The sequence below is a fragment of the Pelistega indica genome (assembly GCF_000506865.1).
GTDB lineage: Bacteria > Pseudomonadota > Gammaproteobacteria > Burkholderiales > Burkholderiaceae_B > Taylorella > Taylorella indica.
The window spans coordinates 1-16,151 of the sequence record NZ_AYSV01000021.1; the positions used below are offsets into that span (position 1 = coordinate 1).

Below are 16,151 nucleotides of genomic sequence, written 5' to 3' on the forward strand. Positions count from 1 at the left end.
GCAACGAACGATTCTGTATGGTGCAGCATTGGCGAGGCCCTAAAGCTMAGCATCAACTTGAAGATGTCATGGAAATGATTCGCCAGGTCAAAGCAATGGGTATGGAAACCTGTGTCACACTTGGTATGCTAAAAGAGGGGCAAGCAGAAAAATTAAAAGAAGCTGGTCTAGACTACTACAATCATAATTTAGATACCTCACCAGAGTTTTATGGTGAAATTATTACTACCCGTACTTACCAAGATCGTTTAGATACGCTACAGCGTGTACGTAATGCTGGCATTAATATTTGCTGTGGTGGTATTGTGGGGTTGGGCGAATCACGCGCTCAACGTGCCGGATTATTAAGCCAACTAGCTAACTTAAATCCACCACCAGAATCAGTGCCTATTAATCAATTAGTCAAGGTTTCTGGCACTCCATTAGAAGAAGTAGACGACTTAGATCCTTTTGAGTTTATTCGTACTATTGCCGTAGCAAGAATTATTATGCCCAAGTCTCACGTACGCCTATCAGCAGGTCGTGAACAAATGCCTGAAAGTACGCAAGCATTGTGCTTTATGGCAGGTGCTAACTCTATCTTCTACGGAGAAGAATTACTCACAACAGCCAACCCTAGGATTGAAGCAGATAAAGCCTTGATGAGCAAATTAGACCTAAGTTCAAAATAACATTCTATTCATTTCAGATAATTAGCTTGCTTTATTTTTTTGACAAGTAGGTTTTCATAATTAATCATAATTTATTGATTGATTTTTATGACATAGACTTAAAACCTACGCGTCAACGATTTTAAGCATTGTTTGGTTAACTTTTTTGTTTAAAACATTATGCACTTTCTAATTTTTAGCATCCTATGTAGCGTTATTGTGTCTGTTTTGTTAAAAATCTCTCGCAAAAACCACGTAGATATTCGACAAGCGATTGCTTTTAACTATCTAACAGCGATTACCCTTACCTGGTTCTTCTTAAAACCTAACTTACCACATCAAGTAGATAATCAACCATGGCTATTATTCATCGCCCTAGGCGTATTATTACCCACCATCTTTATCATGATGTTTAAGTCCGTAGAGACAGCTGGCATTGTACGCTCGGATGCAGCGCAACGTTTGTCGCTATTTATTCCGATTCTGGCATCATTCACTATTTTAGGGGAAGTGATTTCGACTCCACGCTTAATTAGTCTGGGGGTCGCCTTTTTAGCCTTATTTTGCTTATTACACAAACCACTTAATAGTAATCAATCATCACACAAACAGGCTGCTCTATTTTTAAGCTTGGTATGGGTTGGTTATGGTGTCATAGACATTTTATTTAAACAATTAGCTAAAACAGGCACTGCGTTTCCTACTGGTCTATTCATTACGTTTGCCTTAGCTGGACTACTAATGTTTGTGTACCTATTACTTAACCGAGTATCGTTCAACAAACAATCGATCATCGCTGGCTTAATTTTAGGATTATTTAATTTTGGTAATATTCTGTTTTATATCCGTGCCCATCAAGCCTTCAAGGAAAACCCAACTCTCGTATTTACCACGATGAATATTGGTGTTATCAGCTTAGGCACCATTATTGGGGCATTAGTATTTAAAGAAAAAATATCACCTATCAATGCCTTGGGGATTCTATTAGCCATCAGTGCTGTTGGATTATTATATTTTTGGGCATTAAAAGCCTAATCCTAAAATCTTAATAAGGTATGTAGAACACAATCCATCTAAACATCTAATTAGACGTTGAATTATCACTAGACTTCCTGTGATTCGTCCACTCAAAATCTTGTTCATCAACCAATAAATTGGGAATGATTGGACTCACAGGATGCTCTGTATTAAGCACCAAATCTTTGACTTGCTCCATCACTTGTGCATCTGTAGAAATATCTTTTTCCACATCAATACGAGGGTCTAACTCATGGACTACAGGAGCGGGAGATACATCCACTGCCATCGGCACATATTGTGCATTTTCAATATTAGGGTGATAGTTAGCATGTGACTTACTTACAAACAATCCCATCACAATTGCGCAGCCCATCACGTAAACAATATACATATTTGCACCACCATAATCCATTAAGCGCCCAGCTACGATAGGTCCTAAAGTAGCTCCGATACTAAATGCTAATAACAAGGCACCACTAAGACCCACCCGCATTGCTTGTGAAACATGCTCATTGGCTAATGCAACAGATAAGGGATAAAAGGTGAATTGTAAACATCCCATACATGCAATAATGACTAGCATCATACCTAAACTTGGTGAGTCTAAGAGTAATAAGGGTGAGCTAGCAAGGGCCAAACCGAACGAACTAACGCGTAACATTCGTAAGCGATTAAAACGATCACTTAAATACCCCATAGGCCATTGCGCTAATAATCCTGCTGTCACACTTACAGATAAAAATAACGCTGACTGATTAGCTGTTAAACCATTTTTGTTGGCATAGACTGCAGCTAAACTATAAAAGGCACTGGTAATACAACCACCAAGAAACAATACCACTAGCGGCACAGGTACCATTCGGATATACATTCGCATATTTAAAGGTGCCTGTGATTGCAATTGAGGAGATGCTCTTTTGGTCAATGCCATAGGGATTAAGCAAAGGGAGCTAGAAATGGCAACAGCATTCAGAACAGAAATCTCTAACTCAGGAAAAAATCTAATCGACATCTGACCAACTACAATCCCTAAGCTACTCATAATCATGTAAAAAGAAAATACTACGCCACGATTATGCACATCAGATTGATCACTCAACCAACTCTCTAGCACCATATACTGTGTTACCATCGCGATACCCACAACCACACGCAATAATAGCCAAACCTCTTTAACAGGAATCAACGATTGGGCTAAAACCATAACCACCACTACTGCCGCACTCGCTACATAAGCTCTAATATGGCCGACATTACCGATTAATTTATGTCCAAATCGAACACCTAATACTAGGCCAAAATAATAGGCGGCAATCAGCAACCCCACCCAAGATTGAGATATGCCATCTTGGGTCAATCGCAACGACATATAAGTGTTATATAACCCAGTACCAGAGGATAATAAAAATATGGCAAAATATAATGAGCCAAAAGAGGATAAAATCTTAATCATGGTTATCTAGCTGCTTAATCAATACTCCAATGCTATTTAACAACAGTGAATACCATGTCACTAGAGAATAGCCCTTTCATAGCTACACCACTCTCTATACAGTTAGTATGTCCAAAACATGTGCATTGGATAAATCTTTTGGATAAATAATAATAACCTGATTTAATTGAACTATAAAAAAAATCGGGTAATGACAATATCAAAACCCGATTTTTTCATTGATGTCTAAGAATACTTATGCTGCTGAGCTATCAGGCATACGATATACTAGCACTGAAACAGGAGCTAATGAAATCACTTTGGTTGTTACACTACCTAGCAATAAACGAGACAAACCACTACGTCCATGAGTAGCAATATAAATTAAATCACATCCATGCTCTTTTGCTGCATCAACTACACCATCAGCTACATTGTAGTTTGATACAATCACTGACGTTGCTTTTACACCAGCCGCATTAGCTCTTTCCAATACTGGTTTTAAGTACTCTTCGGCTTCTTTTTTAGCTGCCTCTTCATAATCCCCATCAGAAATCGCATAAGACGCCGCCATTCCATCAAAACCAATTAGTGTAGAAAATGGCTGTGTCACATTAATCGCCACAATTTCAGCGCCGACCTGGCGCGCAAAGGTAATACCAGCATTAGCGGCTAAGGCAGAAGTCTCTGAGCCATCAACTGGGAGAAGAATTTTCTTATACATACAAAATAACTCCTAAAAACATTAGTATTCATAAATGGTCGTTTATAATAACGGCTCTACTGCTTATCTTTATTTTAAGCTAATATTTTTAAATTATCATTGATTTATATCACTCTTTCGTGTTTTTTATGACTCTTACCGATGCCCCCTCTGCCTTTACTATTCGTAAAGCTACCCTTAATGATGTTCCCAGAATTCTTGAGATATATTCTCATCATGTGTTACGTGGTACAGCTACCTTTGAAGAAGAAGTACCCACGCTAGCAGATATGCAACAGCGTATGCAAAAAACATTGGATGCTGGGTTTCCATATATTGTGGCAATAGACGATCAAGGAAAAGTCTGTGCTTATGCTTATTTAGGTTCTTATCGTCCTCGAAAAGCCTATCGTTTTACCTTAGAGGACTCAATTTATTTAGACAAAGACTATACAGGAAAAGGGTTAGGTTCGATACTATTATCCGAATTACTTAGTCTGGCAGAGCAAGGCCCTTGGCATTTAATCATTGCTGTAATTGGTGATAGTGAAAACCTGCCATCTATCAAGTTACATGAAAAATTAGGCTTTACGCTTGTTGGTATTGAACCTGGAACTGGCTTTAAATTTGGTCGCTGGCTTGATACTGTTATTATGTACAAAGCAATTAACGGGGGAAAAGACTCTCTTCCCGAAACAATATAATCTTACAAACAACTATTCAATGGACTCAGATGGGGACCACAGGGTTGGTCCCCCAGACGCTTTTTCTAAAACACCAACATAGGCGTTATGCTCTGCAAGCTCTTGTTCATTGGCATAAATAATAGGAAGGCTTTTTGCTATGTTCTGATCTACACTGCGTGTAACTTGCTCTGTCGTACTCTCAATATTCTCAAATGACAAGCCAAGACCAAACTGAACACGGGTCATTGCCACGTACACATCAGCCAATAACTCTGCATCCAGTAAGGCGCCATGTAGCACGCGATGTTCGTTAGAGATATCAAAACGTGTACATAGTGCATCTAGACTCAACATACGTACACCGGGCAATAGCTCTTTCGCTAAGGCATAAGTATCGACTACATTAGCAATATATTCCCTTACTGGTTTGTACCCGGCCAAAGCAAATTCGTGATTTAAAAAACCAATATCGAATTCAGCATTATGAGCAACTAACTCAGCCCCTCGAATAAACTCAATAATACTTTCCATCTGAGTTTCAAATGGAGGATATTGAGACAAAAATTCTGTGGTCAAACCATGTACTTCTAGGGCACCAGGCTCACTATCTCGCCCAGGATTGAAATAGAGATGGAGATTATTGCCGGTGACTTTGCGGTCAATAAGCTCCACACCCCCTAATTCAATCACCCGATTACCGTCGGCGACTTTAAGACCTGTCGTTTCGGTATCAAATACGATTTGACGCATAAATAAATGCCTTCAATTAAGCCATACCAGGGACAACCACTGAGAAACCGCCATCGACATGGATAATTTCACCAGTAATACCCGAAGCTAACTGAGATAATAAAAAGGCTGCTGTATTACCTACATCTTCAATCGTTACATTACGACGTAACGGAGCATGCTTTTCAACAAAATTAAAGATTTCCGAAAAATCTTTAATTCCTGCTGCGGCTAATGTTTTGATTGGGCCAGCAGAAATACCATTTACTCGAATACCTTTACCACCCAAATTACCTGCCAAATAGCGTACACTTGCTTCTAACGAAGCTTTGGCTAGTCCCATTGTGTTGTAATGAGGAACAACTTTTTCTGCACCTAAATAAGTCAATGTTAATAATGACCCTTGATTTTTCTCTAGCAAAGGTAATGCGGCTTTTGCTAACGCTGGGAAACTATAGGCAGAGATATCATGTGCTATACGGAAATTTTCTCGGCTAATACCATCTAAAAACTCACCTGCAATAGCTTCTCTTGGCGCAAAACCAATTGAATGCACTAGACCGTCTAACCCATCCCAATGCTTGGCTAACTCAGCCACAGCATTTTCGATTTCTTCGTCACTACCCACATCACAAGGTATCACGATATCACTACCAAATTCATTGGCAAACTTAGTCACTCGCTCTTGGAAGCGCTCACCCACATAAGTAAATGCTAATTCAGCACCTTGCTCATGACAGGCTTTGGCAATACCATAAGCAATTGAACGATCACAGAAATAACACCCGTAATTAATATTTTTTTTGTTTGCTAAAAAACCCATTTCTCATCCCGTATAACTGTATAAATGACAAGGGCGATACCCTATATCACCCCACTCATTAGCTATCTAATGCTATTCTTAATTGCTGTAATGTTAGCATATTCTTTGTACAAATACCCTCTCTACACAACTTACTTTTTTAAGGAAGGCAAGGTATATAAGCCTTTTTCATATAAAAGCGTTGGCCAAATCGCATGGGCTTTAGCGATTTCTATCAGTTTTTGGTCTGCATTTGCTATTTCCTGATACGTTTCTGGAACGCTATATTTCAACTGTTTTGCCTCAAGCCCTGGCTGTAAGACCGTTAATACATCACCTTTTAAATAGCCATAATTATCATTATATTGCATCATCGCTCGCCCACCACCTTCAGTATGAGTCAGGTCATGACCAATCATAGGGTGTGCAGCAGTAATACCTGCTAATGAAAGTAAGGTAACGGGTAAATCTAACTGACTCATAATTCGCTCGTCTTCCTTTACTGGCACATCAGCCCCTAAGATTAAGGCAGGGATATGGAAATGTTTGAGAGGTACTAACGTCTGCCCCCAAACTCGAGAATCATGATCAGCTACGATCAAAAATAAAGTATTTTCCCAATAAGGTGATTGTTTAGCTTTTTCAAAAAACTGTCCCATACACCAGTCAACATAACGTACTGAGTTCTCAACGCTAGCCACTTCTCCGACAGGATTAATTCTACCTTCTGGGTATTCCCAAGGCGTATGGTTCGTCACTGTAAATGCCAAAGAAAGTTTAGGTGTTTCTAAATCTTCGCTAAGAATAGTATGTAATTTATTAAACATATCTTCATCAGATACTCCCCAAGTCCCCTCAAAAACAGGATTATCAAAACTAGCACGATCATAGAGCTCGTTGAAACCATTACCTAAAAAGAAAGAACGCATATTATCAAAATGAGCCTCTCCACCGTAGATAAAGCTAGTTCTATAACCCATAGGTTTTAATAATTGTGCAAGCGTAAAAAACTGTGATTGCGATTTTCCCAGTCTCAATACAGCATCAGATAACGTAGGCGCAAATCCACTACTTATAGCCTCTAACCCGCGTACTGACCGAGTTCCTGTGGCATAGCATCGTTTAAATGCCCAACCTTGTTTCATCAACGCATCAAAATGAGGAGACAAATCTTGCCCACCTAAACCTCCAATATATTGAGCACCCAAACTTTCTTGCACAATAAGCACAATATTTTTCGGTCTATTAATTTCTTGAGTCGCTATTTGTGTATGCCAAGACGGAATGTTAGCGTCATTTCTCTCTGCTTGAATACCTGCTGCCTCATTAACCAATTGATATACCTGTTGCTCATCCATTTTGCCATAAGCTTGTTTTGCAGAGCGCTCATTCTTAATGCTGTAAATGGCATAATAGACACTGTAAAATGAATTAAGTGGCAGTGTATTCACCATACTATCTCCAGCATAAGCCACAGTAGCAGGATTAATTGGTCGATGTTGCAAAGTACCTCTAATCATCAGCACAACCACTGCTGCACCAAGTAAAAACTGAATGAGTTGAAATACAAAATGATCACTACCAATATGCGCTTTAGGTCCTTGGAAAAGTAAATAGACTCCAATAACAAGTACAATTACGCCTATAGTGCCACTGATTAAAATCCCCTTGAATCCTTTCCATAACATCCCAAACACCTCTTGTGGATGCTTTAAATAGTCCACGAACAAGCGGTTGGGACGAGTATCATATTCCATGATAAATTGAGCCGTCGATACCTCAGGAATTAATAGTAATAAACTCGCGATACATAACCATATGGCATGAATTTGTTGTGCCACCACACTACCATCAAACCAAGGTGCAAACAGTAAAGAAGGAATCATCAGCATTCCTAGGCTACTCAAATCAATTCTTAACCCTCCAATAAATAATGGCGCGAGAGGATAGTTTTTAACACGAGAAAACTGCCATAATACTAATGCCATGCGAGACAAGGTTAGCAATAACAGAAAAGCCAGAAAAAAGTATAAAAGCTGTAAATACATGAGAAGAAATACTAATTAAAAAACTAGGCTTGATGATACACGAAATACTACCGTACTTTTTGTCTAAACAAGTGTTACTGTTACCAGACTTAACCGAAAATCTAATCGCAATATAGTGCCATTAGCATCGGTTTTCACAATGGATAATGGCCAATTCACTCGCTCACTTAATAGACGCACTATATAGAGACCTAACCCATCTAGCCCTGCAATTTGAGTATCTTGTAATAGCCGGTTTTGCTGCTCTTTGCTAAGTCCCTGACCTTCATCCACGATATCAATAGAGTTCTCATTAAGCAAAATAGCAATCTTTCCGCGCGTATGATGAAGGGCGTTTTGTACTAAATTCCTAATTAACATTTTAACCATTGTGATATCACTATTCACAACAATATTTTTATCACCTTGCAATGAAATACGCTCTTCGGGATATATATTGCTCAAATCCTCTTTTACTTGTGCCAATAACTCATTCAATACAAATACCTCATTGACCGTATTGGCTTGATGTTTATTCCTAGCTAGCTTTAAAAGCACATCAATATTCATGCCCATTTCATCACTAGCCGCTCGAATTCTGGCAACAGTAATTTTATCTTTTTCCGTTAATTGGTCTCTAGATTCAATAATATCTAATGCTCCAGCAATAACCGCTATAGGCGTCCTCAACTCATGGCTTGCTAAACTCAGCATAGCATTCTCACGCTTAACGTAAGCATTAAGCTCCGACGTAAAATGATTAAAATTAACAGCAATTTCATGCAATTCTTTTTCTTCATAATCCTCATTAATACTAGGAATTTCTTTCCCAATAGGCGTATTAGCAATGGATTGTGTCATTTGTTGCCATGGCTTCGCCAGACGTCCACTAGCAAGATAAGCAAGGAATGCACTAAAAATAACCATTAGCAAACCAATACCCCATAATAATCTCGCAAATAACGTTTCTTTATTTTCAAAAACAGTAATATTTTTAGCATAAAACAACTGCCCCCCCCTCTAGCTGTTGCATACGCCCAATATATGTCTCACCATCAATAACAACTTCTTTAAAAACCCCTTCATCAAAGTCAATAAATAATGTCGGAAAACTCTCTGGACGATCAATACCTGTAGGAATATAGGCAATTTTTTGTAATTTCTCATCCATAATAAAGAGGCCTTTATCCGTGAAATTACTTTGTATTAAGCGATTTTCTTCAATAAAACTAATATCTACAATCGTTTTCTCTAAATCCTCACCGACAAAATGAACAAGTAAAACCATCGTTCCTATCAATAAAACACTCAGTAAAATAATCGTCTTATACAGTTTTGAAGAAAAAGATTGCATAAAAATAATTAGGCGCTACGCACCTCTCCTGTTCATAGCTCTTTGGACATTTTGACGTGCAGGTTTTAAGAGCCCTGCACCTCTCCTTTTCCAAGTAATCGATATCCTTTGCCATGATATGTTTTAATCACACCATAACCAAAGGCTTCTTGAAGTTGTTTGCGTAAGCCATAGACATGAGTTCGTATGGTATTCATATCAACTTCTTTTTCATTCCAAACATTATCGACTAATTGCTCATAGCTTATCATCTTAGGATAATAAGATAACAATTCTTTAAATATATCTGCGGCTAGCCCTATCAAAATAGTAGATCCACCGTCTTCATGCTTCACCATACCAGTATCTACAATCAAACAAAAAACCTGCTATTGAGTGAGTCTCACCAAAAGCTATTTTCTGTACTCGTTTGCTTAAAGCATCAATCCGCAACTGAAGCTCTCGTAGATGAAACGGCTTAACCAAATAATCATCTGCTCCAGCAGCAAACCCTTCTTCTTTATCTATAAGTTGGTCTTTAGCTGTCATAAAAATCAATGGCGTAGATTTCCCCAAATCTCTACGTAAACGTTTACACAACTCAACCCCCGAAATACCAGGCAACATCACATCCATCACAATGACATCATAGTCATGAGTACTCATAAGATGCAGTGCGGTAAGGCCATCTGATGCGAAGTCCAACTGATAATGTGTATCATCAAAAAATTCAGCGAGATTAATTAGCTAATGCACTATGATCTTCTACAATCAACACTCGTATATATTGCACACTAGAATCCTTTTATCCTCTATTTTTGCCTTTTACAGGCAACCCGTTCTACTCAATTACCTATTGAATCACTACTATATCAATTCAGTATAAAAGCCCATATATCGACAATTCTGACTCTTAATAATATTAATTTACTTTAAATAAAATAAAATGTTTACTACGATATACTTCTTGCAAATTCCCAACAGAAAATTGTTTAAATTCATCGATACTACCTTTATTCACGGCTATATAGGCAGCTTGATTACTTAACGTAGGATTTTTAAAATAATCACTCATCTGCTCATCATCCATAGACTTTACGGTACGCTTAGAATAATAAGTAGCTGAAAAAGGGACTTTTCGAAAATACATAAATGGTAATTGTGGCGAATTTTCCTCTGTATATTGCACAATACCTTTTTCTGTTCGTAGCATAGAAGGATAGACTATAGCGACGCAAGAAAATAGCACCACAAATACAGGCACGAGGAATCCCACTCTTTGCAACCAAGTCAATGAAATCACCATTTGTGGATTATTGCCTTCTGATTGCGCATCAACAAACCATGCCACAATTAAAGCAAACCCTACCATTGACGGTAATAAATAAGTCCACAAAATATTCCCTGAGAAGGTAAAAAATACACCACACCAGAGCGACCATGCCAATACAAAACTAAACAAAGGCTTTTTTTTAATAGTCGCTAGTTTCTGCTCCAGTACATGATTCTTTTTAAACTTAACTAAAAGAACCACCAGTACAGGCCACCAAGGTAATGATGATACTAGCCAATGTAGCCAAATTTTACCGTAGAACTCTTTATGTGCAGTACCATATAAATCACCAGTCCAACCCGGATCAATATAACGAAGAATATGTTCACCAACGATAAAATAGTTTAGAAACCCTGGTGTTTTAATTTCTGCCATGATATACCAGGGCAACACTAAAACTAACATCAGGACAAAACCTTTTTTCCATGGAAAGGATTGTTTAAATACAGTAAATGTTGACCAATTTAAACCTAAATAAATAGCAATAGGTATTCCCACTAAAACAATAACAAGTGGCCCCTTAGATAACAGACCTATTGATAAGCCAATAAAAAATAAGTAACCCCATTTTTTACTCGGGACATCACTACTCATGCACACGATAAAACTACCAAAACATAATGTAGTGCCAAACGTTAAAAAAGGATCTGTCAATACGCCACCAGAGTTTAAATATACTAGTGCAAACGAGGACAATATAAACACAGCCCATTGCGATACTTTTTCATTGTAAACCCGATGAAGTGCTAAACGTAAAACAACTAATCCCAAGCAAGTCACAAGCCACGAAGGTAATCTAACAGCCCATTCAGCTGTCCCAAACATCTTGATAGACAACGCTTGCGCCCAAAAAGAAAGGGGAGGTTTTCCCCAAAAAGGCACACCGGGCTCAAACCATGGCGTAATCCAGTCATTTGTACTCGCCATTAACCTAGAAATTTCGGCATAACGAGGTTCCGTGGTATCTTGAAAAGGTAATAATACCATCGGAATCCAACCAATTAACATGACTACTATAGTCATTAAATCAAGTTGTTTAAATTTAAAGTTATTCATTATCTATCTCAATGTTCTTATTATTCAGAAATTTGTTCTTTTATTAATGTCTGACTATATTTTTCATTAATCATTAGAGGGCGACTTTCCGTTACATCTCGCAAAAGAAAAACAGGACGCTGTTTCGCTTCAAAATACGTTTTACCCACATATTCTCCTAACAATCCTATACTGATTAGTTGCACGCCCCCTAAGACGGTCATTAATGAAATAATTGAAGGATAACCCGGAACAATTTCTCCCAAAAAGATTGTTTTAATAGCAATCCACGCTGCAAATAATAAACCAACTAATGCTGTCAGCACACCGATACCCATTGTTAAGCGCAGAGGAGTAACCGAAAATGAGGTAATCCCCTCAAGAGCTAGTCCAACTAGCCCACCATAATTCCATTTCGTCGTACCCGCCACCCTCGCTTCACGATGATACGTAATTTCTTTTGTCGGTAACCCAATCCAGGCAAACAAGCCTTTCATATAACGTTTTCGTTCACCCAATTGATTAATTGCCTCTACCGCTTTTTTACTCATTAATCGGAAATCACCTGTATCTGCAGGGATATCTACATCACTTACGCGATTAAGTAATCGATAAAAACTATGCGCACTGAATTTTTTGAACCATGTCTCACCTTCACGTGTAATTCTACGCATAGTGACCACATCGTATCCTTCTTTCCATGCGGCTAACATGTCAGGAATTAATTCTGGTGGATCTTGCAAATCTGCATCCATGATAATAGTGGCATCGCCACTTACGTAATGCAGACCGGCTGTTAATGCTGCTTCTTTACCAAAATTACGACTTAAACGAACTACTTTTAAGTAAGGTAGCGTTTTACACATGTCTACCATAGCATCGCCAGAGCTGTCTTTTGAACCATCATCAACCAGTACAATTTCATAGGAAATTGCTAATGGATTAAGTACTTTAACTAAGCGTTTATATAAAATCGTTAATACCTGACGTTCATTGTAAACGGGAATTAATAAAGATAAAGTTGGGCCCTTAGGCTTAGTCTGATTCGCCTCGTACCATGAATAATTTGATAAAGGATTAGCATTAGCGATCATGAAATACAACCTTTTTATAAAGTATAAAATTAATTACTGTCACTACCATTGACGTTAATATCTGTACTACCATTAACTCATTAGGTAATATTTTCTCAAGCCCCATAAAAATTAAGCCATTGAGAAAAAAACTAAATCCAACTGCTATCAAATAAGTAGGTAATGTTTTTATATGTTTCTGCTGGCTTTTAAAAGTGACATAAAACTGTAAATAGTAATTCACAATAGCACCTGTAATCGCACCTATGGTACTAGCAAGAACTGCCACAATGCCTATATGTGCTAATAAAGCAAATACCACCCAATGTATAATTGTCGCTAAGCCACCACTAATTAAAAATCGCACAAACAAAAACGCCACAACCCTTTCCTTACTATAAATGGAGTTGGAATAGGCGCTAGTATAAAATTTTAGTTATCAATAAATTATCAAAAATTTATCAAGCAAATATCAAATTTATCCTTTATTTGATGGGGCAATATATGTCCCAATAGCATGAGCCACAGGATCAGGGTGATGTTCAGAATAAATAAAAACCTCACCATAAAGCAATGTTTTCCCTTGTTTGATTAGTGTTGCCTGAGCCAAGAGATTAGCCTTCGCTATTGGCTTACGTAAAAAATTAATGGTCATTTGTGAAGTAACAGCCAAAGGAACAATTCCTATCTTAGACAATACTGCTACATATAGGGCAACATCGGCTGCAAAAAACATGGCGGGACCAGAGACAGTACCACCAGGTCTTAAGGCATCCTCATTAATGGGATAACGGACCAAACAAAAATCTTCATTAACCTCTAACACTTCACAAGGGTTTTGTGGAAAATCTGTCGCTAAAAAACTTTCTATTTCTTGTTTACTTGCTTCCATATTCTCTCCAAATATGTTAATATGACCTAGTTAAGTCAAGCCTAGCATTATTTTTAATCTAAATTTGTCATATAGTTGACACTAGGTAACTCTTAGTCACTAGCCCTTTTTACATTTTTAGTGGTCGTATTTAATCCGTGCTATTTAAGGTGATTAAGTTGTGTTATTGCGCTTAGCTACTGATTATAGACATTTCATCTCACGAATCGCGTCTATATTTAATTTTTTCTACGTGACTGTAGGAAATAAGCGTTCAGTCATTCCTAACATTATTTACCACTGAACAAATTGCAGTTCTTCATATTTCTGCAATATAAATTGTTTAATCTATTGTCTATAAAACAGTGCTTATCGTGCTACATTTAACCCAATAAACATAGATTAACTATTCCAATAATTATTATTCATAAAAAGGAAAATATCATGAAATTATTAAATCGTTTACGTCATGAATTCTCGACTCAAGTTAGTGTTCGTACTCAAAAACAAGAGTCACGCAAACAATCACACGCTACCAAAGCTGGTTTAGCCTTATTGCCTAAAAAAGACTCAGCTATTATTCCTACTCTAAAAACAAGCTTACGTTAATAAAATTTAGCTCACACTGATTGAATCATTTTTCGTAAGTTTTAATCATAAAAAAAGCCAATGACTTTTTACAGAGAAATCCATTCTATCTCTCAATAACGTAAAATAGTCACTGGCTTTTTGTTTACCTAGTTGTTTTTTACCACAACTGATTTAAACCCATATCCCAAAAAGCAACTTCCATCCGAGTAGCTGTACTAAAGATCTTATTTAATTGCTGACCCTGCTCCTTCGTCATACCAGTAGCTAGCTTTTCAAGGTGTTCTTTGGCATACCCCACTACTTCTCTATATTCAGCGCTAGCGTACATATCAATCCAAGGGCGATAAGGATTACCCTCCAACACTGTAAAAGGTTGAGCTAATAGCCAATCTACCGACTCAGCATACCCTACTAAGCAAGGCATCAGTGCCACGTGCAAGCTCAATAAATCGTTACTTAAGCCACAATCAAGTACATAACGCGTATAGGCAACACAAGCACTTGCTTCTGGCTCCTCTAATAGTGCCTCTTCACTAATTCCCCATTCTCTACAATAATCAATATGTAAGGCAATTTCCGTATCCAACATAGCATTCACACCTGCCTGAGCATAACGCATGTCGGCAAAGTTTTGACTTTTATAAACAGCCAATCCCCACGCACGAGTAAATTGCAACAAAAATAAATAATCTTGTTTTAGATAGTGTTGGAAACTCTCTTTACTTAAGGTTCCCATCGCCAATTGACGCAGAAATTCATGTTGTGTATAGGCTACCCACTCTTTATGAGCTGCATTTTTTAAATTTTCAAAAAAACTCATCTTTGCTTTATTTCTCACTTATTGTTCAATTGCATAATCATCAACATCGCTCTTGTTTTTAATTAATTTTTTATCTAACATAAATTGAGCAAACTCTTCATACCGTTGCTTATTTAGCTTACCCGGCTGCTTTGCTAGATACGGTAAGGTATCTTTCCATGCACGACGATTTAATTCATTATCTAGTTCTTTTGGCTTATAGCTAACAAAATCTGTCCAAGCCTTCTCTGGCTCTGCATTGATATAAGTCACGGCTTTACTTAAGGCTTCATTAAACTTTTTCCACTTTTCGTTATTACGATCCTTATTATTGACCACTAAAATTAACTCATCATAGGAAGGAACACCATGATCCTCAACAAAAAAGGCTTTCCCTTGTTGGTTTTCAAGCTGCATTTGGTTTAATTCAAAATTACGGAAAGCGCCAATAACAGCATCAGTTTTCTTCGTTAATAATGATGGGGATAACGACCAATTGACATTAACCAACTCTACATCTTTTAGACTTAAACCATGATGCTCTAACATCGCGCCTAGTAATACATCTTCAAATCCAGCAACAGAAAAACCCACCTTTTTACCTTTCAGATCCTGAATATCATTAATCCCACTATCCGCTAAAACAACGACTGAATTTAACGGGTTATCTACGATAGAGCTTACTCTTGTTAATGGTAAACCTTCATCAATTTGCATATGTAATTGTGGTTGATAAGTTACCGCCATATCTGCTTTACCCGCAGCAACTAACTTGGGAGGTGTTGAAGGGTCAGCTGGCTCCACAATCTCTACTTCCAAGCCTTGTTCCTTAAAATAGCCCTTTTGTTGTGCAATAATTACTGATGCATGATCTGGATTAACAAACCAATCCAATATTAAATTTATTTTTTCTTGAGCATTTACTGAACCAACAAATGCCAATGTTAGTAATCCTGCTAAGGTAGTTTTAATCATACTATCTTTCATCTTATCTTCTTTATTGATGATTTACCCAGGAAGCATTTTTCTTAACATAACATAATACCGAAATAAAGTATCAATGCCAT

General features: G+C 37.6%; 19 protein-coding genes. 4 read left to right on the forward strand and 15 right to left on the reverse strand.

The genetic code is table 11. The annotated features are described in order from the left end of the window. Nucleotides 1-671: biotin synthase BioB (gene bioB / locus V757_RS17540; RefSeq protein WP_031274110.1), on the forward strand; the 671-nt coding region annotated here is incomplete at its 5' end. 198 nt (nucleotides 672-869) lie between these two features. Next, on the forward strand, nucleotides 870-1,685 hold the full coding sequence (locus V757_RS17545; RefSeq protein ID WP_245586946.1) for a DMT family transporter: 816 nt from the start codon (nucleotides 870-872) through the stop codon (nucleotides 1,683-1,685). A 46-nt stretch (nucleotides 1,686-1,731) separates the two neighbouring features. Here V757_RS17545 and V757_RS17550 read toward each other — a convergent pair whose 3' ends face one another. Then, entirely contained in the window at nucleotides 1,732-3,123 is a 1,392-nt protein-coding gene (locus V757_RS17550; protein ID WP_023949486.1) for an MFS transporter, read from the reverse strand. A 235-nt stretch (nucleotides 3,124-3,358) separates the two neighbouring features. After that, nucleotides 3,359-3,826, reverse strand: a complete 468-nt coding sequence (locus V757_RS17555) for a universal stress protein (RefSeq protein ID WP_023949489.1) — start codon at nucleotides 3,824-3,826, stop codon at nucleotides 3,359-3,361. A gap of 128 nt (nucleotides 3,827-3,954) precedes the next feature. On the opposite strand from V757_RS17555, the gene V757_RS17560 reads away from it, so the two are divergent. Further along, nucleotides 3,955-4,509, forward strand: coding sequence for a GNAT family N-acetyltransferase (locus V757_RS17560; protein ID WP_023949491.1), 555 nt, complete (start codon nucleotides 3,955-3,957; stop codon nucleotides 4,507-4,509). Nucleotides 4,510-4,521: 12 nt separating this feature from the next. Here the strand turns inward: V757_RS17560 and dnaQ are convergent, their stop codons facing one another. The 11 genes from dnaQ to V757_RS17610 form a co-directional block, all read right to left on the reverse strand. Then, the gene (dnaQ, locus tag V757_RS17565) at nucleotides 4,522-5,241 is read right to left on the reverse strand and encodes a DNA polymerase III subunit epsilon (protein ID WP_023949493.1); all 720 of its coding nucleotides are present in this window, start codon (nucleotides 5,239-5,241) and stop codon (nucleotides 4,522-4,524) included. Between the two features lie 16 nt (nucleotides 5,242-5,257). Further along, entirely contained in the window at nucleotides 5,258-6,043 is a 786-nt protein-coding gene (fabI, locus tag V757_RS17570) for an enoyl-ACP reductase FabI (RefSeq protein ID WP_023949495.1), read from the reverse strand. A gap of 131 nt (nucleotides 6,044-6,174) precedes the next feature. Continuing rightward, complete coding sequence (locus tag V757_RS17575) at nucleotides 6,175-8,070, reverse strand: LTA synthase family protein (protein ID WP_023949497.1); 1,896 nt, start codon at nucleotides 8,068-8,070, stop codon at nucleotides 6,175-6,177. Between the two features lie 63 nt (nucleotides 8,071-8,133). Continuing rightward, nucleotides 8,134-9,057 (reverse strand): sensor histidine kinase, encoded by a 924-nt coding sequence (locus tag V757_RS17580; protein WP_023949499.1) that lies wholly within the window; start codon nucleotides 9,055-9,057, stop codon nucleotides 8,134-8,136. Next, nucleotides 9,044-9,403, reverse strand: a complete 360-nt coding sequence (locus tag V757_RS17585; protein ID WP_023949501.1) for a hypothetical protein — start codon at nucleotides 9,401-9,403, stop codon at nucleotides 9,044-9,046. Before V757_RS17585 ends, V757_RS17580 begins: the two co-directional genes overlap by 14 nt. A gap of 65 nt (nucleotides 9,404-9,468) precedes the next feature. Further along, nucleotides 9,469-9,759 (reverse strand): helix-turn-helix domain-containing protein, encoded by a 291-nt coding sequence (locus V757_RS29065; RefSeq protein WP_245586947.1) that lies wholly within the window; start codon nucleotides 9,757-9,759, stop codon nucleotides 9,469-9,471. Then, a complete protein-coding gene (locus V757_RS29070; RefSeq protein WP_245586948.1) occupies nucleotides 9,728-10,087 on the reverse strand; it encodes a response regulator transcription factor in 360 nt (119 codons plus the stop codon). The genes V757_RS29065 and V757_RS29070 overlap by 32 nt, the downstream gene beginning before the upstream one ends. A gap of 217 nt (nucleotides 10,088-10,304) precedes the next feature. Beyond that, nucleotides 10,305-11,771, reverse strand: coding sequence for an ArnT family glycosyltransferase (locus V757_RS17595; RefSeq protein ID WP_023949503.1), 1,467 nt, complete (start codon nucleotides 11,769-11,771; stop codon nucleotides 10,305-10,307). A gap of 20 nt (nucleotides 11,772-11,791) precedes the next feature. Then, nucleotides 11,792-12,844 carry a glycosyltransferase family 2 protein gene (locus V757_RS17600; RefSeq protein WP_023949505.1) on the reverse strand — a complete coding sequence of 351 codons (1,053 nt, stop codon included), beginning with the start codon at nucleotides 12,842-12,844 and terminating at the stop codon, nucleotides 11,792-11,794. Beyond that, nucleotides 12,834-13,205: a GtrA family protein gene (locus V757_RS17605; RefSeq protein WP_023949507.1), complete on the reverse strand. Its 372-nt coding sequence runs from the start codon at nucleotides 13,203-13,205 to the stop codon at nucleotides 12,834-12,836. The genes V757_RS17600 and V757_RS17605 overlap by 11 nt, the downstream gene beginning before the upstream one ends. Nucleotides 13,206-13,301: 96 nt before the next feature. After that, on the reverse strand, nucleotides 13,302-13,715 hold the full coding sequence (locus V757_RS17610) for a PaaI family thioesterase (protein WP_023949509.1): 414 nt from the start codon (nucleotides 13,713-13,715) through the stop codon (nucleotides 13,302-13,304). Nucleotides 13,716-14,138: 423 nt separating this feature from the next. On the opposite strand from V757_RS17610, the gene V757_RS28310 reads away from it, so the two are divergent. Further along, nucleotides 14,139-14,303, forward strand: a complete 165-nt coding sequence (locus tag V757_RS28310; protein ID WP_023949511.1) for a hypothetical protein — start codon at nucleotides 14,139-14,141, stop codon at nucleotides 14,301-14,303. 139 nt (nucleotides 14,304-14,442) lie between these two features. Here V757_RS28310 and tenA read toward each other — a convergent pair whose 3' ends face one another. Beyond that, the gene (gene tenA, locus V757_RS17615) at nucleotides 14,443-15,105 is read right to left on the reverse strand and encodes a thiaminase II (RefSeq protein WP_031274119.1); all 663 of its coding nucleotides are present in this window, start codon (nucleotides 15,103-15,105) and stop codon (nucleotides 14,443-14,445) included. Between the two features lie 18 nt (nucleotides 15,106-15,123). Next, entirely contained in the window at nucleotides 15,124-16,071 is a 948-nt protein-coding gene (locus V757_RS17620; protein WP_023949515.1) for an ABC transporter substrate-binding protein, read from the reverse strand. Nucleotides 16,072-16,151 lie beyond the last annotated feature (80 nt).